The following is a 23,056-nucleotide window of genomic DNA, read 5'->3' on the forward strand; positions in this document are numbered from 1 at the left end:
TTATAACTGGTTACAAATTGGAAAATTAAAGCTCTTTATCTTTTAATTAAAATCTACAGTAGCTTTTATAACACCTGTTTCTGGTTTTAACCAACTGTCGAAATGTTCTATCATTTCTGTAAATGCCACATTGTGTGTAATGAATGAATCGGTTGGAAATTGATCTAACACATCAATAACATGCTCAAAATCTTCAACCGTGGCATTACGGCTACACATTAAGGTCATTTCCTTTGCATGTATTTTAGGATGGGTATAGGTCAATTCTCCTTTTGATAGTCCTACCAAAACAAATCGGCCTCCATGAGACATGTAATCAGGACATGTCTCTAATGCAAACTTATTCCCTGAAGCATCAAACACTGCCGTACATAAATCGCCATTAGTTATCTCAGAAACCTCATTAACTGCATTTTCTCCTGCCTCAACAATATATTCAACTCCTATTTTCTCTTTAGCATATTCCAACCGTTGCTTATTCATATCAATAGCAATAACTTTTGCACCTGCAATTTGTGCTAACTTCATAATACCTATTCCTATGGGGCCACACCCCACTACAGCTAAGGTTTCCCCTGCTTTTATACCTGCCCTTCTTATGGCATGTGCCCCAATAGCCAAGGGTTCTACTATAGCCATCTGGTTGTCTGACAAATTATTAGCTGGCAACAAGATATCGTATGGAACAGTAATTTGTTCTTGCATACCTCCGTCACCATGCACCCCCAAAACAGTTATATTAGTACAGCAATTAGTCTTTCCATTACTACAGGCAATACATTTGCCACAACTCACATAAGGCATTACGACGACTTTATCCCCTTTTTTAATCCCCTTAGGGTTTTCTCCTATCTCTAAAACTTCAGATGCCAACTCGTGTCCCAAAATTCTAGGATATGTAAAAAACGCTTGGTTACCGGCATAGGCATGTAAATCTGTACCACAGATACCCACTTTATTAATCTGCAACAAGGCCTCGTTTTCTTGCCTAGTTGGAACTTCCTTTTCTTTTAAAAGAAATTCACCAGGTTTTTCACAAACTATATACTTCATTTAACCCAATAATTATTTTATAAAATTTAACATAAAGAGTACTTAATCTTTTTGAGGGACAACCCAATAAGAATAACTATAGGACTGAAATGGTAATCTATATTCTTCTAAAGGCAATGCTCCCCAACTATTAATACTACCCAATCCTTGTTGAAATCCGTCAATATTAACATAAACTTCATCCCTTGCAATAAGTTCTCCAGCATGTTTTTGGCCTTTTTCACTTCCAGAATCCAAGTCATCAACACTGTAATTTAAAGCTGAAATATCGAGGAGTTTATCTCCAAAAAGTTTTAAGGAAACCCCATCGTTTGTTAGTATTTTCATCCAACGAACACCTCCTCTATTCCCATTTTCTTGAGGCCTTATATAAGGAAAATAAAGATCAGAAACTGGACTTGAAAACAGCCCTACTTTAGCCGCATGCTGTCTATCGACATAAGATTCGAAAGGACCTTTACCATACCATTCCACATTTTTAAAGTCTTTAGATAATATCCATTCGTTACCAAATTTAAACATGTTGGTATGATCTCCCTTTAATGCTTCAAAATTATTAGACACCTTAATTGTTCCATCTCCATAAATTGTATAAACTTGCCTAAAAATTGCATCTCCCCCAAACAACTCCTTGGTACTAGAAATAACTATTTTAGTTTTTGAGTTTTCTTTAATAGTTACTTGAGCTATTTCATTTTTTCCGGCCATTTTCCATTCAGCGTATCTTTTTTGCAATCTTGCTCCATAATCATTATCGTTTGGCGCTCTCCAAAAATTTACTGCTCCACCTTTTTCTATTAAAGATTTACCGCTAAAAGTAAAGGATGATAATGTCCCTGAGGTTTTATCTAATGAAACTTTAAAATTAAACCCTGTGATATTAACGGCTTTTGAAGTTTCTTCAAGTTCTAAACTTGATAGATTATTGGGTTCGTTAAACACAAACTCAACATCATTTATTTTAAATTGCTCATGCCCAATTTCAAAACCTGGTTCCAGTAAAGGTTCTGCTTCTTTCAATACGGCTTTTAGGTTCAAAAAATATTCTACGCCTACATTAAAATCTTTTTTAAATGGAACTGAAAACGTAGTTGTTTTTTGAGGTTGACAATCTATATTATCAATGCTTCCTGAGTCTACTACTAAACCATTACCAATAACTTCCCAATGTAATTTATAATTAGATAAATCCCTGAAGAAATACCAGTTCTTAATATCTATTAACCCTTTACTGATGTCCTTTTCATAAAATTTGATATTTTGATGGATGTGTTTAACTTCATTTATATGAGGGTTTGGTTTTCTGTCAGGTTGTACCAATCCATTATTCAAGAAATTGTTATCACTAGGAACATCTTCTGGACCAAAATCGCCTCCATAGGCAAAAATAGTCTTGCCATTTTTTTCTGTCTTAATCCCTTGATCTACAAAATCCCAAATAAACCCCCCTTGTAGCTTATCGTATTTTTCGTATAAGTCCCAATATTCTTTAAAACCACCAATACTATTTCCCATAGCATGGGCATATTCACATTGAATCAAGGATCTTTCGTCTTCATCTGAAATTGCATATTTCTCACAATAATCTGGTGAAGCATACATAGGCACATATAGATCGGTATTCCACTCTAAACCTGCTCTTTCATATTGGACTGGCCTAGTACTATCCAATTTCTTTGCCAGCAAATATGTATTATAAAAATTGTATCCGTTTCCTGCCTCATTACCTAAGGACCAAATAACAATTGAAGGGTGGTTTTTATCGCGTAATACCATTCTTTCTGTTCGATCCAAATGCGCTTTTAACCATTTAGGGTTATTGGCAAGTGTTTTATTAAGGTTATATCCCATTCCGTGGGATTCTATATTAGCTTCATCTATAACATAAATGCCATATTGGTCACAGAGCTCATACCAGTAAGGATCATTTGGGTAATGACAGGTTCTAACCGCATTGATATTATACTTTTTAAATATTTGGATATCCTTAAGCATGTCTTCTTTCGATACCACATGCCCGGTTTCAGGATCTGTCTCATGTCTGTTAACTCCTTTAAAGAGTATGGGTTTACCGTTTAACAAATACCTGCCTTTAACAACCTCAGAGCTACGGAACCCAATTTTTTTCGAAATTACTTCTTTAATATTACCTGATTTATCTTTTAGAATTATATTTAAAGTATAAAGATTTGGTGATTCTGCCGACCAACTTTTTACCTTTGGGACAACCGTTTTAAAATTTAAAGCAGCTAACGTATTGGAATTAAATTCAACTTTCTTATTCGACTGAAATATAGTTTTATCTAGATCCAGTAGTTCAATTTCAACAGTTCCTTTATACTTTTTCGCAATGGCATTTGAAATATCGACTTGTAATTCAAAATCACCATCTATATATTGGTTTACTAACCCTGATTTTACCGTAAAATCTGAAATATGAACTTTTGGCCTGGCATATAAATAAACATCTCTTTCGATACCAGATATACGCCAAAAATCCTGACATTCAAGATAACTACCATCACTCCATCGGTACACTTCCATAGCTATGGTATTTTTACCCGGTTTAACAAAGTTTGTTAAGTTAAACTCAGCTGGTAATTTTGAACCTTGACTATATCCTACTTTTTTACCATTTACCCAAATGTAAAAAGCTGATTTAACTGCTCCCAAATGAATAAATATGTCTTTATTGTTCCAATGGGTTGGCAACTCAAAAGATCTTTTGTAAGACCCCACAGGATTATAACCATCTGGAATATCGGGTGGGTTAGGATTGTTAACAGCAAATGGATACGTTGTGTTAGTATAAATGGGAATCCCATAACCTTCTACTTCCCAATTGGAAGGCACTTTAATATCATCCCATTGATCTACATTAAAATCATCTAAATAAAATTTTTCTGGCCTTAATTCAGGTGATTTAACCCAGTTAAATTTCCATGTTCCATTTAACAATAAATAGTTGTCAGCTCCTTCTAGATCATTTTTTAATGCAATCTCTTTTGAACTAAATGGAAAAAAAGACGCCCTAGCTGCCAATTTATTTTCTGAAATAACATCTGGATTTTCAATTACAGGATCTAAAGTTTGAGATATTAGAGTGTTAGACAATAACAATACGATTACAGTAATTTTCTTTAAAATTTTCATTAAAACTAGCCTTTATTTGGTGATTAAATTCATTAATTATTACAGATGTTTTTTAACCTAATATTCTTCTAAACAACCTATAAATATTGAAGGCGCAATATAAACAATAAGCACTTTAAATTAAAATATTTTTTTACACTTAAATAATATTTTTATATTTGAATTTTTTCAAATTTATGGGGTTAGTTTCAGGTATAGATGCTATAATAATCTGTGTATATTTTATAGTTATAATATTAATCGGGTTATGGGCATCTCGTAAACAAAAAAACACAAGTTCTGGATATTTTCTCGCAAACAAAACTTTAACTTGGTCCGTTATAGGGGCTTCTTTATTTGCTTCCAATATATCAACAGTACATCTTGTTGGATTAGCCGAGTCTGGTTTTTTAGACGGTATTGTTTGGGGTAATTTTGAGTGGTTTTCTTCGTTTGAGCTAATTCTGTTGGCATTTATTTTTATTCCATTTTATATAAGAACCAAAATATCTACTCTACCAGAATTTCTTGAAAAAAGATATGACGGACGGTCACGAATCATACTTGCAATATTTAGCATTTTAGCTGCATTATTCATGCACATAGGTGTTAGTTTTTATGCTGGAGCTGTAGTAATAGAAAATTTATTTGGTATAAACATTCTAATATCCATTATTATCATTGCTATTGCAACAGGGATATATACCATTATAGGTGGTTTGGTTTCAGTGGTTGTAACAGAATCTGTACAAACCATTATATTGATTGCTGGCTCTATAACCATTACCCTTTTAGCTATTTATGAACTTCCAGATATTGGTATTAATTCTTATGAAAGCTTAAAGCAAGCTGTAGATCCAGACAGATTAAAAGCGGTTAGTTTTGATGCCAATAAAAAAGGTTTTACCTTTTTAGATATGCTTTTTGGGCATTTGGTATTAGGCATCTGGTATTGGTGCACAGACCAAACGATTGTTCAAAGAGCTTTGGGTGCAAAATCTGAAAAGCAAGCAAAATTAGGAGCATTGTTCGCTGGTTTTCTAAAAATCCTACCCGTTTTTATCATGGTCGTTCCAGGAATTTTAGCATTTGCCCTATTTCAAGAGGAAATTGGTAGTGAAACAAAAAATGTTTTACCTGTACTTATCATGAATTTAATGCCTATTGGACTCAAAGGACTAATGATTGCGGCACTTTTAGCTGCCGTAATGAGCTCTGTGGCTGCTGCTCTAAATAGCTGTTCTACACTTATCGTTTTTGATGTGTTTGATAAAATCAAACCTCATCTCTCCGACAAATCAAAGATCAAAATTGGTAAAATAACCAGTGCCACTGTCCTTGTCCTTGCTGTTGCTTGGTCTCCATTTTTAGGGGATTTAGGTAGTATTTTTGCCTTAATCAATCAAATGTTCAGTATTTTTGCTCCTTCAATTGTGGTTGTGTTTCTTTGGGGTATCTTATCTAAAAAAGGTACAAGCAATGCATCCTTTTGGACTTTATGCCTAGGGAGTTTATTTGCAGGAACTATCTTTATTATAGAAAAATACATACCTATTAATAGTATTGAAAATTATATTTCAAACCCAGAGGGACTAGGCATCAATTGGTTACGACAAACCTATTTGTACTTTATAATCTCTTCTTTCATATATTTTAGCGTTTCTTATTTTGATAAATCTAAACAAAGCATACCTGAAACCTTTTATTTAAAGATAAAATCACCGTCAAAAACAGTCAATACCTTGAGTATTGTATTGGTTATTGTCATGTTAATCATTTATGCTACCTTCTATTGATTAAAGCTATGAATATGTCTACTAATCAATTATGTTTTGTTTTGGAAAACAAAGGGAATTGCAGTGATTCAGAACTAATATCCAAATGCAATAGCATAAGTTTCGACAATAATTCTATAAAACTTGAAATCTATAAGCTCCAATCTGTTTATTTAATGATTATTCAGGCTTTAAAACAGGATTCGAATACTATAAGACAGTTTCAACAACTTCTAAAAAGTTTCCAAGAGTTAGATAGCATAATTAAAATCAGTAATAAATTAAATTGTATTTTTAAAAAAGAAGCACTAGATAATACAACATCAGACCATAAAAGAATTGTTATGAGTCTAGAATTAAAAAATGACCCCATATTAATTTCTGAATACAAACAGATACATAGAAAAGATAAAATATGGCCTCAAATCATTACAAATATGGATACTATTGGTATATTGGACATGGGATTATATCTCTATAATTACAGCGCCTTTATAATTATGGACACCCATTTGGATTTTGATTTAGAAAAGGACGGAAAACAATGGTCCAATCTACCAAAAGAACGAGAGTGGCAATCCTATGTAGCCAAGTTCCAAAAAGTGAATCCCGATAGTAAAGCCATAGAAAAATGGCAAATTATGACACCTTTAATGTAATGAATATAAACCAAGACGTTACACTGCCAAATACTCCCCTTCCCATAGTTATTATTGGTGCGGGTGGCATTGTTAAAGATGCCCATTTACCTGCATATCAATTGGCAGGGTTTCCTGTAAAGGGCATTTACAACAGAACCCAAGAGAAGGCCGAAGCTTTAAAGAATGAGTTTCCGTTTGTAGAAAAAGTCTATGACAGTATTCCAGAATTAATAGTTGATGCTAAATCATGTAATGCAGTATATGACATTGCCTTGCCTGCAAATCATAACTGCGAAATTCTAGAACAAATTCCAGAAGGTTCGGCCGTATTGATACAGAAACCAATGGGTGAAACCTTAGAAGAAGCTAGGCAAATATTGGATATATGCAGGCGTAAAAAATTCGTTTCCGGAATTAATTTTCAATTACGCTATGCACCCTATATAATGGCTGCAAGAGATTTAATACAAAAAGGTGTTTTAGGTGACGTATATGATGTAGAAGTTATGGTGTGTGTCTTCACGCCTTGGTATTTATGGGATTTTCTTTTTGATTTACCAAGGATGGAAATTTTATATCATAGCATTCACTATTTAGATATGATACGGTCCTTTTTAGGTAATCCTAAAAAGGTATATGCAAGCTCCATTAAACACCCTAAAATGAAAGCATTGGCACAAACCCGGACAACCATGATTTTAGATTATGACGATTGCCTGCAAGCTAGGGTGATTACCAATCATGGCCATGAATTCGGGTTGGAAAAACAACAGTCCTACGTGAAATTTGAAGGAACTAAAGGCGCCATTAAAATAAGAATTGGCCTATCTATGGATTATCCTAAAGGCGTTCCAGATACATTTGAATATATAAACTTAGAAGATAAGGCTCCTAAATGGAAAGAGCTTCCTTTAAAAGGCTCATGGTTCCCCGAAGCTTTTGTAGGAACGATGGCCGGCGTACAGAACTCGTATTTAGATCCAACCATTCCATTATTGCACAGTACAGAAGATTGTTATGAGACTATGAAACTTGTTGAAGCAGCTTACCAATCGAGTGAAAAAGGAGGAGTTGCCTTTTCTGAAATAAAATAAAAACATCTTTAATAAACGAAAATGAATAAAACAGTTTTTATAAAAAATATAGTGGTTAATGATTCTAGATTTGAGCTTGGCAATGGCGCAGGATCTGATGCTATACATACCACACCTATTTATGCTTATGCGGTATGCAAATTTAAAACAGACACCAATCTGGAAGGTATTGGATTAGCTTTCACATTAGGGACAGGTAATAACTTAGTTTGTGAAGCTATTAAATATTTGGCTAGGCATATAGAAGGCAAAGAAATTAATGAGTTAATGTCCAACTTTGGTGAAACCTACAAAACCATGGCTGAAGACCCAAATTTTAGATGGTTGGGTCCCCATAAAGGTGTGGTGCATTTAGCCCTAGCTTCTGTGGTAAATGCATGCTTTGATTTGTGGGCAAAATCAAGAGACTTACCCTTATGGAAATTACTCCTTGAGCTATCACCTTATGATATTGTAAATACCTTAGACTTGAGTTACCTAGAAGATATTTTAACTCGTGATGAAGCCATTTCTATGTTAAAACAATCTTCTTTAACAAAACAAAATAGAGAAGCTATTCTTTTAAAAGGTTACCCTGGTTACGATACCTCCATTGGTTGGTTTAATTATAGTGACGAAAAAGTAAAAGACAATATTAAAAAAGCCATGGACCATGGATTTACGGCCATGAAGCTGAAAGTTGGCTCGAAAGATCACGAGCGTGATATTAGAAGGGCTTATCTAGTTAGAGAAACAGCAGGAGAAGAAGCTACAATTATGCTTGATGTAAACCAACAATGGCATTTACCAGAAGCCATACATATGGGAAAAGCATTAAAAGGCATGAACCCATATTGGATTGAGGAACCCACGCACCCTGATGATGTAGCTGCCCATGTTGCATTAGCTAAAGAAATTAAACCAATAAAATTGGCTTTAGGTGAACATGTTCCAAATAAAATCATCTTTAAAAATTTTCTACAATCGGGCTGCATGAGTTTTAATCAAGTTGACGCGGTAAGGGTTGGTGGTGTTTCAGAATTTTTAACCATTAGTTTAATGTCTAAAAAATTCAATGTTCCTGTTGTGCCCCATGTAGGTGATATGGGGCAAATCCATCAGCACTTAGTGCTTTACAACCATATTGGAATGGAACATAAAGCATTGTTCTTAGAGCATATCCCTCATTTACAATCGTATTTTAAGCACCCTGTAAGTATTAAAAATGGACACTATCAAATACCTGATAACCCCGGAATGAGTTCCGATTTAAAAAACATCTAAAACGCATTTAAAGCCAATAAAAATCAACAATCATGAGATTAAAGTATTACCTATTGACATTACTAATTCTGTGTACCCTTAATCATAAGATAAACTCTCAAATAAAAGAAAGGGAACGTCCAAAATCATGGGATAGTTTAACTTTTGGAGGAAAGTTTATGGATCGCTTTTTACCTATGCCTGTTCAAGGAACCTTAACCTACGATACATGGGGGGCAAAAAATGTAATCCCGAGATATGTAGATAACGGTATAGAAGATAGCATCAATTCCTATTGGGGAGGAAATGCACTATTGGGAAAAGATAATAAATATCACCTTTTTGTTTGTGGTTGGCCGGAAAATTCTCCGAAAGGACATATGTACTGGAGTAAATCTACTGTTTTTCATACGGTTTCTGAAAACTCCTTTGGACCTTATAAAATAAAGGATACTGTTGGACCTGGACATAACCCTGAAATATTTCAACTTAAAGATGGTAGATACATTGTTTATGTTATTGATGGCCATTACATCTCCAATTCCCTGAATGGCCCATGGAAATACAAAAAATTTGATTTTGATAAACGTGATCGAAAAATAATTGAAGGGTTGAGCAATCTAAGTTTTGCCAAAAGGGAAGACGGATCAATTATTATGGTATGCCGAGGTGGAGGCATTTGGTTTAGTAAAACTGGAACCTCTCCATATAACCAAGTCACTGAAAAGAGTGTTTATCCACCTGTCGAAGGTGAGTTTGAAGATCCTGTAATCTGGAAAACCAATATTCAATACCACATGATTGTTAATGATTGGTTAGGAAGGATTGCTTACAAACTTAGATCTAAGGACGGGGTAAATTGGAAAATAGATCCAGGTGAAGCCTATGCACCTGGTATTAGCAATTATGAAGACAGCACAAAAGTAGACTGGTTTAAATATGAAAGAATAAAAGTTTTGCAAGACAAATACGGCAGAGCTACCCAAGCTCATTTTGCAGTTATTGACACCATTAAATGGAATGATTTACAAAATGACAATCACAGCTCCAAACATATTGTAATACCTTTAACCAAAGGAAAATTGGCTACCATCATTAATAAAAACCAAATTACAGCAAAAACCAAAAACATCACAGTTAAAATTGAAGCTGAAAAAGATTTTAATCCCCATACGGATATAGACTTCGAAACTTTAAAATTTGGAGCGCCAGAAGTGGTAGATTTTGGAAAAGGTTCCAAACTTATAAAAACAGAACAGTCGGGAGATGATATCATCATTACGTTTGAAGGCAAAGGCAATGGCCTTACCGATGATAATTTTGCTGCCAAAATAATAGGCAAAACCATCAAAGGCGAGTTATTATATGCCTACTGTCGCTTGCCTAGTGTAAACTATATAGAGCCTATACTATCGGCAAGAATGCCAAAAATAGCTTTAAAAATAGAGGGTTGCGATATAAGTGTTGAAATTGAAAACTTTGGGCAAGTAAACTCTAAAATATCCGATTTAAAGATTCTATACTTAAAAAATAACCAAGAAAAGGTAATTGGATCAGGCAAAATTCCAAAATTAAAACCTTTCGAAAAGACAACTGTTGTATTAAAATCTAAAGCTATTTTAAATAAAGGAGAAACCTACAATATTAAGATTGTTATAAATTCACCAGAACAAAAACCAACACTATTGCATGGAGAGATAATTCCTTAAAAACAACTAATTTTTTAATTTTTCAAGCAATCCTAAAATTTAATTGATAAAAACAGAAGCATGAATTCAAAACAAATAACACTAAAGGCTATAATCATTTTAGTATTCTTCACCACTTATGGACAAAAGAAAAAATCTCTAGTTATAGGCATAGATGGTTTACAATTTAGTCAAATTGAAAAAGCCAATACACCCCATATGGATAATTTTTATATTAAAAGAGGATTTACTGGAGGTATTTATGGAGAGAAATCAGAGCAAGCTACTTCAAGTGGTCCAGGCTGGATTAGCCTTTTAACTGGTGTATGGTGTGATCAACATGGAATAACCAGTAATGATGGAACAAAACTAAGTAATGCACCAAGCATATTTAGTTTTATAAGGGATCACGATAAAGATGCATATATAGCCAGTATAGCCACATGGAAAGAAATTAATTTAATTTTAAAAAACGATTTGTATAAAACTAATTTTGCAACAGTTGGTGGTTCAGATTATTTGTCAACAGATATAGTTATCAATCAAATTGAAGACTATGCTCCAGATTTTAGCTTTGTGCATCTGGATGTTATTGACCACGCAGGACATGAATATGGTTTTGGAGGCATGTATACAGAAGCTACCGAGTTTGTTGACTCCTTAATAGGTAAAATTATGGCTGCTGTTAATCATCGTAGGCAAAAATATCTTGAAGACTGGCTGGTTATTATTGTAACAGACCATGGTAGGGATGAGAAAGGCTTCTCTCATGGTGCACAAAAAACAACTCAAAAAACTATATTTATTGGAATGAATACTGAAGGAAATGATTATTTCAATAATAGTGATAATGGCAAAAAATTAAATACCTTACAAGAGGTAGAAACCTTAATACCTCAAACTTCAGTTGTACCAACAATATTAAAACATTTAGAAATTCCTGTTAAAGAAAGCTGGAAATTAAACGGAAAATCCTTAATTGATTAGCCCTTTATTGTATTTCTATATTTTTTTGGAGATAGTCCCATAACCTTCGAAAAAACACGTGTAAAATAAAAAGGATCGGTATACCCTACCTGCTTTGCTATTTCATTTATTTTTAGATCACTAAAATCCAATAGTCCACAGGCTTTTTGGATTTTTAAATGTGTTAAATAATCTAATGGTGACCTAGAGGTTTTCTTTTTAAATAAAGAACAATATTGAGCAACCGAAAGCCCTACATGGGCTGCTAAGGTTTCCAAACTCAATTTCTCGTTTAAATGCCCTCTCATAAAGGCAATACTCTTTGCTATCCTATCGGAAGAATGTATTTCCTTTATTTTTCTAAACTGAGACAAATACCGCAAAGAACCTAGCATGTGCCATAAACAAATGTTGGCATACTCTAAATTATCTTTGCTGTATCCCATTTCGAGGTTGTTGTAAATCTCTTCAAAAAGTAAAATTCTGTCTTTAAACCTAGAATTTACCGATAAGTCTATTTCAACCTTTTCATTAGGGTGATTTACAAAAATATGTGATTTATCACCTGTAAAATGAATCCAATAAATACTCCATGGATTTCGATTATTGGCGCCATATCTATGAGGCGTAAATGCAGAAATGATAATATATTCGTTCTTTTTAATAACCTGCCTCTTATTGTCTATCTCTACCCAACCTTCCCCATCAATGCAATAAATTAAAATATGTTGTGCACTCCCTTTTCGCTTTCTATAATGGTTTTCGGCATTCGGATAATACCCAATATCAGTTACCATCAAAGCGTTCATAAGCTCATTTTCTTTTAATTCCTTTAGAATACCTCTAGGTAAAATCACCGATTTCTCTTCCTTAAAACCTTCTTTTTTTCTCATACCTTAAAAATATATTAAAATAATAAGATAATCCAGTTTTATAAAAGTATTTTCCATTTGTTTTATAGAGCTTTACCTCTAAATTTGGAAATTAATCCATTTATTCACAAAACTCCAATAGATTATGAGCAACACGCATACATTTAACTATCGCTTTTTAATTAGTATTTCAATGGTTACCGCTATGGGTGGGCTTTTATTTGGATATGATTGGGTGGTTATAGGTGGCGCAAAACCTTTTTACGAAAAGTTTTTTGATATTACCAACTCGCCATCATTACAAGGTTGGGCCATGAGCTGTGCTTTAGTAGGCTGTCTCCTGGGTGCTATTTTTTCCGGACTTCTTAGTGATAAATATGGTAGAAAAAGACTCTTAATTTTAGCTGCTTTTCTGTTCGTACTTTCTGCAATAGGTACTGGTGCTACAAGTAATTTCACACTTTTTATTATATATCGCGTTATTGGAGGTGTTGGTATTGGCTTAGCCTCTAACCTCTCTCCAATGTATATTGCTGAAGTTTCACCAAGTACTGTTAGGGGTAAGTTTGTATCCTTAAACCAATTAACTATTGTTATTGGCATACTTGCTGCCCAATTGGTTAATTGGCAATTAGCCGAACCTGTTCCGTTAAATGCTACCGATGTAGAGATTTTAAACTCATGGAACGGACAAACAGGTTGGCGTTGGATGTTCTGGATGGAAATTATTCCAGCTGGACTCTTTTTTATACTCATGTTTTTTGTTCCAGAAAGCCCTAGATGGTTGGCTAAAAATGAAAAAGTAAGCAAAGCAGCGGCTATTCTTACCAAAATAGGAGGACAAGACTATGCCCAAGGAGAAATTAATAATATTAATGAAAACACCCTGGGGCTTTCAGAAAAAATAAATCTTAAAGAACTACTCAATCCCAATTTAAAAAAAGTACTAATTATAGGAATTGTTATAGCCGTATTTCAACAATGGTGTGGCATCAATGTGATTTTTAATTATGCCGAAGAGATTTTTTCATCGGCTGGATACGGTGTTTCAGATATTCTTTTTAACATAGTAATTACAGGTAGCGTAAATTTAATATTTACGTTAGTGGCTATTTTTACTGTAGACCGTTGGGGCCGACGAGCTCTAATGCTCATGGGAGCCGGTGGATTAGCAGGCATTTATGCCTTAATGGGAACAGCCTACTTTTTCGAAATTACAGGATGGCCTTTATTGATTTTGGTTATTTCGGCAATTGCCTGTTATGCCATGTCCTTAGCACCGGTAACCTGGGTAGTACTTTCAGAAATTTTCCCAAATAGAATTAGAGGTGCTGCCATGGCAGTAGCAACAATAGCCTTATGGATAGCGTGCTTTATTTTAACCTATACTTTCCCGTTATTAAACCACTTTTTTGGAGCATCAGGAACGTTTTGGTTATATGGGGTTATCTCGATAGCCGGCTTTATGTTTATCTATAAAAAATTACCAGAAACCAAAGGCAAATCGTTGGAGGATATTGAAAAAGAAATCATCAAATAGCTCTTATGAAGTTTATAAGTTTAGCCCTATGCTTCCTTTTTCTATCTTGTTTAAGTGACAAGAAAAATAAGCATGCAGATATATCATTAGAAAAACCAAATATTTTATTGATTATAACAGATGATCAAGGTTATGCTGATTATGCAGCATACGGAGGTGCTAATGATGTATCTACTCCTGCAATGGACATAATTGCAAACTCAGGAGTCTTATTTACCAATGCTTATGCAACATCGCCCATTTGCAACGCTTCAAGAGCTGGAATCATTACAGGAAATTATCAACAGCGGTGGGGTACTTTTTATTATGGAGGAAACGTTTTTCCTGAAACTGTTAAAACCATTCCAGAATTGCTTAAAAAAGAAGGCTACAGAACAATAAAAATTGGTAAAACACATTATGCCGAAATATTAGACAATAATAACATAGAAAACCCAACCAAACTAAGAGAGTTTCCTCTAAACCACGGTTATGATGAATTTTTGGGGTTTTGTGCTCATCGACATGATTACTTCAAAATGAAACAGAGTGATGATGTTATTGAAGAACCTTATGATGATAGAATGTCACAACGTGGTCCGCTTTGGGTAAATAACGACCGCAAAGATTTTGATGGTTATGCCACCAACGTGTTTGGCGACGAGGCCGTAAAACAAATCTACAGAGAGGATGAGCGGCCATTTTTTATGGAACTTGCTTTTAATGCGGTACATCATCCTATCTATCAAGCTCCAGAAGAATATCTTCAAAAATTTGGTATAGAGAAGTTCCCTGAATGGGATCCAAAATTAGAAAGCTTTAAAGTTTATCACGAAAGAAACTGTTGGATGGGAGAAATAGATCCAGATGGTAGAAAGCGATATTTAGCCAATCTAGCCTGTTTGGACGACAATATTGCCAAAGTCTTAGCTGCTCTAAAGCAAACGGAAAAATGGGAAAACACTTTAATTATTTTTGTATCAGATAACGGAGGCTCCCAAAACACTTATGCGAATAATGGTATTTTAAAAGGTCATAAATACATTTTAACCGAAGGTGGCATACGTACCGCTTTTACCATGAGCTGGCCAAAAAAACTAAAATCCAATCAAAAATTCAACACACCTGTTTCTCATCTTGACATTTTACCGACCATTTTATCTGCAGTAGGTTCTAAAGTTCAGGATTCTATTACTACAGATGGGAAAAACATATTTCAAGTAATTGAAAAACAAAAACAAACCATACATGAAAATTTGGTATGGGATACTGGTAACGAATGGGCTGTTAGATCTGGAAGTTGGAAACTCCATGTCGCTAAAACCGATTATATTTTTAGATCCATTCATTTAGAAAAAGGCACATATCTCTATAATTTATTGGACGATCCTGGATGTAAAAATAATTTGGCTGATAAAAACCCAGTGAAAGTAACCGAGTTGACGAAAATTCATGAAAACTGGGTAAAAAATCTGTAATATTTTAACCTGATAGAATGAAAGTAAACGTTTGGAAAGAAAAAGTGGTTATACCAACTTATGAAATTGGAGAACCCGAAAAAAACCCTGTATTTCTAGAAAACCGAGTATACCAAGGAAGTTCTGGAAAAGTGTACCCACACCCAGTAATTGAAAAAATAAGTGATACTAAAATAGACAAAGTATGGCAAGCGGTTTATTTGGAAAACGATTTTGTTAAAATCATGATTTTGCCAGAATTGGGCGGTCGTGTTCAAATGGCATTTGATAAAACCAAAAACAGGCATTTTGTTTATTACAACCAAGTTATAAAACCTGCTTTAGTAGGCTTAACTGGTCCTTGGATATCGGGAGGCATAGAATTTAACTGGCCACAGCACCACCGCCCCTCTACCTACAGCCCCGTAGATTTTGACATTGAAGAGCATACAGATGGTAGTAAGACTGTTTGGTGTAGTGAAGTGGAGCGCATGTTCAGAACTAAAGGCATGGCTGGTTTTACATTATATACAGACAAGGCTTATATAGAAATTAAAGTGAAATTATATAATAGAACCCCACAACCACAAACCTTTTTATGGTGGGCAAATCCTGCGGTAAAAGTTAACGACCATTACCAATCTGTTTTTCCTCCAGATGTGCATGCTGTTTTTGATCACGGTAAACGTGATGTATCTGATTTTCCCATAGCAACCGGAACCTATTATAAAAAAGATTATTCTCCAGGAACTGATATTTCTCGTTACAAAAACATTCCAGTTCCCACTTCTTATATGGCTATTAATAGCGATTACAACTTTGTTGGAGGTTTCGAGAACGATAGCCAAGGCGGCCTCCTACATGTTGCAGATAATAATGTTTCTCCCGGAAAAAAACAATGGACTTGGGGTAATGGCGAGTTTGGTAAAGCCTGGGACAGAAATTTAACAGACGACGACGGGCCTTACATTGAATTAATGTGCGGCGTTTATACCGATAATCAACCCGATTTTTCTTGGATGCATCCGTTTGAAGAAAAAACATTTTCACAATATTTTATGCCTTATCGAGATTTAGGTGTTGTTAAGAATGCTACCAAAGAAGCTTTGTTGAATTTAGAATTTGAAAACGGTACAGCTATTGTTAAGTTTTACACCTTGGGCATTTATCCCAATGCAAAGATAAAACTGCAAGTCAACAATACGGTGTTTTTGCAAGATACTGTAGATGCTTCCCCAAAAACATCCTATAAAAAAACCGTTAAGATTGATGCTACAATTCCAATAACCCAATACAAACTTACATTAGAAGATGCACTAGGAAACTTACTGGTAAGCTATCAACCCAAAGACACTTCTAGTAAAGAAATGCCAGAACCCGCCAAGGCGGCTAAAGCTCCAAAAGACATTAAAAGCATCGAACAACTTTTTCTTAGAGGTTTGCATCTCGAACAGTATAGGCACGCTACTTATAACCCAAAAGATTATTATCTGGAAGCCTTAAAAAGAGAACCAAGCGATGTAAGATGCAATAACGCCATGGGGCTATTGCTGCTAAGGCAAGGACAGTTTGAACAAGCCGAAGGGTATTTTAGAAAAGCTATAGAAACACTAACCGAAAGAAATCCTAACCCTTATGATGGTGAACCTTACTACAATTTAGGTCAATCTCTAAAATATCAAGAACGTTATAATGAAGCCTATAAAGCCTTCTATAAATCGGCGTGGAATGCCGCATGGCAAGATGCTGCTTATTTTCATCTTGCAGAAATAGCAACCCTACAAGGCAATCTAACCAATGCTTTAGAACTTATTGAAAAATCGTTGTTAAAAAATTGGCATAATCATAAAGCCAGAGCATTAAAAATTACACTATTACGTAAAACCGGACAGACAGGAAAAGCTTTAAAGTTAATTGATGACAGTCTCAAAATTGATAGATTTAACTTTGTAGCCATTTTTGAAAAACATCTAATTAGCAATAAATCTATCTATTTAAATCAATTAGAAGAACTCATACGTGATAATATAGAAAATTACATTGAGTATGCTTTAGACTATGCTGCAGCCGGACTTTTTGAAGAAGCTATTTTATTACTTAGTCATGGACTTATTCATGATGACAGCAACCCTATGGCATCCTATTTTTTATCATGGTTTGAAGCCAAAACAGGGAATACACAAGTCACTTTGCAATTATATAAAAACAAAAACCCCAAACATCATTTTGCTTATAGATTAGAGGCTATTGCTGCATTAAAATCGGCAATCTCAATTAATCCAAACGATGCCAAAGCATTATACCATTTAGGCAACTTATGGTATGATAAAAAACAATATGAGGAAGCTATTACTTGCTGGGAAAAGTCAAAAGCTATTGATAATAGCTTTCCTACCGTGCATCGAAATCTGGCTTTGGCATATTTTAACAAATTAGATAAAAAGAAGGAGGCATTAGCCGAATTAGAAAAAGCATTTGAATTAGACCCTAGCGATGCCAGAATATTAATGGAGTTAGACCAATTGTATAAGCGTTTAAATTATCCGTTGAAACAACGTCTAGAAATATTAGAAAAGCATCCCAGTCTAGTTAACTTTAGAGATGATTTATATTTGGAAAAATGTACATTGAATAATCTATTGGGAAATTATTCGCTTGCTTTACAAATGTTAGAGAACAGGCAATTTCATCCGTGGGAAGGTGGTGAAGGTAAAGTTACCGGACAATATTTGTATGCCTTAATAGCTTTAGCAAAAGAAGTCTTTTTTAAGCACAACTATGAAGAAGCCATTGCTTTCTTAAATAAAACAGAAGTGTATCCTGATAATTTAGGTGAAGGAAAGTTATACGGCACCCAAGAAAATGACATAAACTATTGGTATGGTTGTGCGTACGAAGGATTAAAACAAAAAGACAAAGCTGTGCAGTATTGGGAAAAAGCATCAGAAGGATTAACAGAACCTAGTGCTGCCATTTTTTATAATGACCAACAACCTGATAAAATATTTTATCAAGGACTTGCTCTTTTAAAATTAGATAGAATTACCGAAGCTCAAACTCGATTTTCTAATTTAAAGAACTATGGTGAATCTCATATAAAAGATAAGGTCAAAATAGACTATTTTGCAGTATCACTACCAGATCTTTTGATATGGGAAGATGATTTAAACAAGCGAAACGAAATCCATTGCCGCTACCTTATTGGCTTAGGAACTATGATAAAAACCGACCCAGATAAAGCAGCGAAAGAATTTAATCTTATTTTAAGTATGGATAAAACCCATCAAGGAGCCATCCTACATAAAAAAATGTTAACCGATAACCTTATTACAATTTAGAGTTGATGAAACATAAAAAAATAGTAGTTATAGTGGGTTTAATACTGTATACACTAACTATAAATGCACAAAACATTATTGACCTACAAGGAACATGGAACGTTCAATTAGGCAAAAACAGTAAGGACTCAAAAAGAAGTATTACTCTACCCGGAACATTAACAGAGGCTGGCTATGGTAAAAAAACCACAGGGTCAGACTTTGGTATTCTCACCCCTACCCACAAATACATTGGCGTTGCTGTTTATGAAAGAGAGATTGAAATTCCTAAACAGTGGAAACATAAAAATATTGAAGTATTTCTGGAACGTGTTTTATGGGAATCTCGTGTCTATGTTGACGATAAAGAACTAAGCACACAAGATGCCTTAGGAACACCTCATATTCACCAAATAGGAGTATTAACCCCAGGAAAGCATACCCTATCCATAAGAGTTAACAATGAGATGATCCATAACATTGGAGATAAAGGGCATGGATACGGCGAATACACACAAAGCATATGGAATGGCATTGTAGGCAGAATTGAATTACTAGCTAAAGACCCAACTCATTTTGATGCCATTCGCACCTTTTCAAATATTGAAAAAGATCAGTTGAAAATTGAAATGAAAATTAATGCAGCTTTAAAAGAAAAAGCTCATATTTCATTAGAAATTATTGAACAAGAATCAAATCAAAAAGTACATGAAATTGAAATCACTGAACAGTTAGAATCAGGTAAAAACACAAAAGAAGTACTTTTAAATCTTCAAGGTAAATTGAATAAATGGTCTGAATTTGATCCTTGTGTCTATATACTCAATGCCAAAATAAAAACCAGAAAAAGTGAAGACAATTATCAAACTGAATTTGGCTATGTTCAATTTTCACATGACGGAACTAAAGTAACCGTTAATGGTCAACCTGTATTTTTAAGAGGAAATTTAGATTGTGTTCACTTTCCGATAACCGGATATCCATCGACAAATGTAGAAGATTGGATGCGCATTTTTAAAACATACAAAGATTATGGATTAAACCATGTGCGCTATCATTCATGGTGCCCTCCGGAAGCAGCGTTTAAAGCAGCCAACAGAATTGGAATTTATATGCAAGCAGAGGCTTCTATTTGGATTGATTGGTGGATGAGCGAAGACATGGTAGCCAAAGGAAGACCTGAAATGGATACTAAAGGTCATCCTAAAGGTTTAGGAAAAGATCCCAAAAGGGATAAGTTTGTCATTGCAGAAATGGATCGTGTTGTTGATTACTATGGAAACCATCCGTCTTTTACTATGTTTTGTATTGGTAATGAGTTAGGTAATGCAGATTTTGATGTGATGCAAGAATGGATTACTGACCTTAAAAAGAAAGACCCAAGAATTTTATATGCTACCTCTACAGCAAGAAAAGTAATGGATGTTGACGATTATATGGTAACGCATTATATCCCCAATGTTGGACGCACCAGGGGGTTGAATGGCCCGCATACCGATTGGGATTTTGAGGACGTATATGGCCAAATGAACATTCCTATTATTGCTCACGAAATTGGTCAGTGGCCCGTGTATCCGTCTTGGAAAGAAATTAACAAGTATAAAGGTGTTTTAAAAGCCAGAAATTTTGAAGAGTTTAAAGCTGTAGCCGAAAAAAACGGTATTGATGATCAAGATGAAGATTTTAAAATGGCATCGGGCACTTTAAATCAAATCATGTACAAATATGAAACCGAATCATTTTTAAGGACTAAAAGCTGCGCTGGCGTGCAATTGTTAAGCATGCAGGATTACCAAGGGCAAGGTGAAGCATTAATCGGTTGGTTGGATGCCCATTGGGACAGCAAGGGCATTACTACCCCAGAAAAGTTTAGGGAACATTTTGATGAAACTGTCCCATTGTTAAGAATGGAAAAATTTATTTGGACGAACGACGAAACTTTTAAAGCAAAGGCCCAATTATCGCATTATGGTAATTCAAATATTGACGAGGGTGAGGTTTTAATAACCATAACCTCATCAAACGGAACAATTTTAAAGGAAGAAACATGGTCTTTAAGTAATATCGCCATAGGTTCTTTGGCAGATATAGGACAAATTAACTATCCTTTAGACGCTATTGAAAAAGCAGAAAAGTTAACGGTAACACTTCAATTACAAAATACACCCTTTAAAAATGAGTGGAACATTTGGGTATATCCAGAAGAGTTACCAACAATAAAAAATAATAATATTATAATTGCTGAAAATTTAAACGATGATACAATTACAGCATTGGAAAATGGAGCCAATGTACTCTTACTTGCTAATAACTTAGGAACTGAAGAAAATAGTGTTTCGGTAGATTTTTACCCGTTATATTGGTCCTTAACATTCTTCCCAGGTCAAGGCAAAACCAGTATTGGCATGTTATTGAAAGACAAGCATTCCGCATTTAAAAATTTCCCGACAGATTACCATAGCGACTGGCAATGGGAAACGTTTAAAAACACAACCAAAGGTTTTATTTTAAATGATTTACCTAAGGCATACAAACCAATAGCGCAAGTGGTAGACGATTTTCACCGAAATAATAAAGAAGGCGCCATTTTTGAATTTAAAGTAGGAAAAGGAAAGCTATTGGTTTGCGGATTTGATATCACCAATAATGAAAACATTGTTGCTAAACAATTGAAATATAGTTTGACAGAATATGTAAATTCTAATGATTTTGTCCCTACATACGAAGTGGACCGTAACTTTTTAAAGCATTTATTCCCGTTTATACCTAAAGTTGAAAACGTAAATACTAATAGCGATTTTGAAAATACAATTCTTCAAGTAAATGCAGCAGGAAGACTAGAAGAATTAAATACCAATAAACCATGGAGCAATGATTTAGATGACATAGAGATAGCAAATGGCACCAAATACAAAGTAAAAGCAGAAGGAGTGTGGAAAGATAACCAAGTAACTGCATGGCATGGAAAAAATATGACTATAGAAGTTAATTGTCCTGATGGTATTTTAGGTTCCTTTTATGTAAAGTTTAATGATTGGAACAATCAAGGGCGAGAAGGCTTTCTTGAGTTTGAGGGACGAAAACTAAAATTAGACAAACATGAAGGCAAAACAGGAAAATGGGTAAAATTCCATGTGATGCGCGAAGATAGCAACGATGGAAAGATCATTTTAAAAACCAATGCCTCCAAAGGTGGTAATTTAATGATTGAAGAAATAATACTTGTTAAAGAATAAATTCTTATTTTAATGTAAATTTTTTAAAATGCAGTTAAACAAAGTCACATTTTTTTTTGTAACCTTAATACTGTTACTATACGGTTTTTCATATGGTCAGGACTTAAATTTTATGACCTATAACATTAGGTATTCTATAAAAAATGACCCAAAAGACAATTGGGATTCCAGAAAAGAAACCATGGTTAAATTATTTAATTACTATCAACCAGAGGTTTTTGGTATTCAAGAAGGCATGATTCATCAGTTAGAATACATTAAAACAAATCTTAATGACTATGATTATGTTGGCGTTGGGAGAGAAAATGGAAAGGATGGTGGAGAATTCAATGCTATTTTTTATAACACAAGTAAACTTAAAATCCTGAAAGAGAATACCTTTTGGCTTTCTGAAAATAATGAAATTAAAAAGGGGTGGGATGCAGGATATATAAGAATATGTACCTATGCACTTTTAGAGACTAAAGATTCTAAAACCAAATTCTGGGTTTTTAACACTCATTTGGACCATATGGGACCAACAGCCAGAGATAAATCAGTTAATTTAATATTAAATAAAATTAAAGTATTAAATGGTAGCAATGCCCCTTTAGTGTTAATGGGTGATTTAAATGATATTCCTGAAAGCAATCCAATTCAAAGTTTAAAATCTAGTTTACAAGATGCCTTTGATATTTCTATAAAGCCTTTTTATGGCCCTAAAGGCACTTACAATGGGTTTAATCCGAGTAAAATTAATAATCGAAGAATAGACTATATTTTTGTTTCAAAACTCAAAGTTATAACCCACAGGCATATTGATGATAGATTAGACGATAATGGTTTTATTTCAGATCATTTACCAGTTTTAATTAAAGTCAAAATCAATCCCTAAAATTTAAAGTCCATTTCCTAATATTAATGTTATTCATAACAACTTCATTTTTGTTTTTTTTGCATAAGCTCAAAGTTAAGATATAGGCTATATTAATTTATAGAGGTCAATAGATAAACACCTATCTTTGTTATTAGTAAACATATAGAAATATGAATATTTTTAAGGGTCAAAATCTTCTAGAGTTCTC

Annotated in this window: 14 protein-coding genes; 11 read left to right on the plus strand and 3 right to left on the minus strand. The window is 34.2% G+C overall.

Annotated elements, in window-relative coordinates; genetic code table 11:
* Window positions 1–42: 42 nt before the first annotated feature.
* Together K7G79_RS11080 and K7G79_RS11085 are read right to left on the minus strand one after the other, a co-directional pair.
* Window positions 43–1,053, minus strand: coding sequence for a zinc-binding alcohol dehydrogenase family protein (locus K7G79_RS11080; RefSeq protein WP_223551648.1), 1,011 nt, complete (start codon window positions 1,051–1,053; stop codon window positions 43–45).
* 42 nt (window positions 1,054–1,095) lie between these two features.
* On the minus strand, window positions 1,096–4,206 hold the full coding sequence (locus K7G79_RS11085) for a glycoside hydrolase family 2 TIM barrel-domain containing protein (protein ID WP_223551649.1): 3,111 nt from the start codon (window positions 4,204–4,206) through the stop codon (window positions 1,096–1,098).
* Window positions 4,207–4,382: 176 nt separating this feature from the next.
* Between K7G79_RS11085 and K7G79_RS11090 the strand changes: the two genes are divergently transcribed.
* The 6 genes from K7G79_RS11090 to K7G79_RS11115 are packed head-to-tail and all read left to right on the plus strand — an operon-like array spanning window position 4,383 to window position 11,612.
* Complete coding sequence (locus K7G79_RS11090) at window positions 4,383–5,981, plus strand: sodium/solute symporter (protein WP_223551650.1); 1,599 nt, start codon at window positions 4,383–4,385, stop codon at window positions 5,979–5,981.
* Between the two features lie 14 nt (window positions 5,982–5,995).
* Window positions 5,996–6,619: an L-rhamnose mutarotase gene (locus K7G79_RS11095; RefSeq protein WP_223551651.1), complete on the plus strand. Its 624-nt coding sequence runs from the start codon at window positions 5,996–5,998 to the stop codon at window positions 6,617–6,619.
* A complete protein-coding gene (locus tag K7G79_RS11100; RefSeq protein ID WP_223551652.1) occupies window positions 6,592–7,695 on the plus strand; it encodes a Gfo/Idh/MocA family protein in 1,104 nt (367 codons plus the stop codon). The genes K7G79_RS11095 and K7G79_RS11100 overlap by 28 nt, the downstream gene beginning before the upstream one ends.
* A gap of 21 nt (window positions 7,696–7,716) precedes the next feature.
* Window positions 7,717–8,958, plus strand: coding sequence for an enolase C-terminal domain-like protein (locus tag K7G79_RS11105; protein WP_223551653.1), 1,242 nt, complete (start codon window positions 7,717–7,719; stop codon window positions 8,956–8,958).
* 32 nt (window positions 8,959–8,990) lie between these two features.
* A complete protein-coding gene (locus K7G79_RS11110) occupies window positions 8,991–10,646 on the plus strand; it encodes a glycoside hydrolase family protein (RefSeq protein WP_223551654.1) in 1,656 nt (551 codons plus the stop codon).
* Between the two features lie 60 nt (window positions 10,647–10,706).
* Complete coding sequence (locus K7G79_RS11115) at window positions 10,707–11,612, plus strand: alkaline phosphatase family protein (RefSeq protein ID WP_223551655.1); 906 nt, start codon at window positions 10,707–10,709, stop codon at window positions 11,610–11,612.
* On the opposite strand, the gene K7G79_RS11120 is transcribed toward K7G79_RS11115, so the two are convergent.
* On the minus strand, window positions 11,609–12,484 hold the full coding sequence (locus K7G79_RS11120) for an AraC family transcriptional regulator (RefSeq protein ID WP_223551656.1): 876 nt from the start codon (window positions 12,482–12,484) through the stop codon (window positions 11,609–11,611). The genes K7G79_RS11115 and K7G79_RS11120 overlap by 4 nt on opposite strands.
* A gap of 124 nt (window positions 12,485–12,608) precedes the next feature.
* Here K7G79_RS11120 and K7G79_RS11125 point away from each other — a divergent pair, with 124 nt between their 5' ends.
* From K7G79_RS11125 to K7G79_RS11145, 5 genes are read left to right on the plus strand one after another with little or no spacing between them, the layout of a single operon-like run.
* Window positions 12,609–14,003, plus strand: coding sequence for a sugar porter family MFS transporter (locus K7G79_RS11125; RefSeq protein ID WP_223551657.1), 1,395 nt, complete (start codon window positions 12,609–12,611; stop codon window positions 14,001–14,003).
* A 5-nt stretch (window positions 14,004–14,008) separates the two neighbouring features.
* Complete coding sequence (locus tag K7G79_RS11130; protein ID WP_223551658.1) at window positions 14,009–15,460, plus strand: sulfatase; 1,452 nt, start codon at window positions 14,009–14,011, stop codon at window positions 15,458–15,460.
* A 17-nt stretch (window positions 15,461–15,477) separates the two neighbouring features.
* On the plus strand, window positions 15,478–18,777 hold the full coding sequence (locus K7G79_RS11135) for a DUF5107 domain-containing protein (protein WP_223551659.1): 3,300 nt from the start codon (window positions 15,478–15,480) through the stop codon (window positions 18,775–18,777).
* A gap of 5 nt (window positions 18,778–18,782) precedes the next feature.
* Window positions 18,783–21,992 carry a glycoside hydrolase family 2 TIM barrel-domain containing protein gene (locus tag K7G79_RS11140; protein ID WP_223551660.1) on the plus strand — a complete coding sequence of 1,070 codons (3,210 nt, stop codon included), beginning with the start codon at window positions 18,783–18,785 and terminating at the stop codon, window positions 21,990–21,992.
* 28 nt (window positions 21,993–22,020) lie between these two features.
* Window positions 22,021–22,866 (plus strand): endonuclease/exonuclease/phosphatase family protein, encoded by an 846-nt coding sequence (locus K7G79_RS11145; RefSeq protein ID WP_223551661.1) that lies wholly within the window; start codon window positions 22,021–22,023, stop codon window positions 22,864–22,866.
* Window positions 22,867–23,056 lie beyond the last annotated feature (190 nt).

The organism is Aestuariivivens sp. NBU2969 (assembly GCF_019931125.1).
Lineage (GTDB): Bacteria > Bacteroidota > Bacteroidia > Flavobacteriales > Flavobacteriaceae > Aestuariivivens > Aestuariivivens marinum.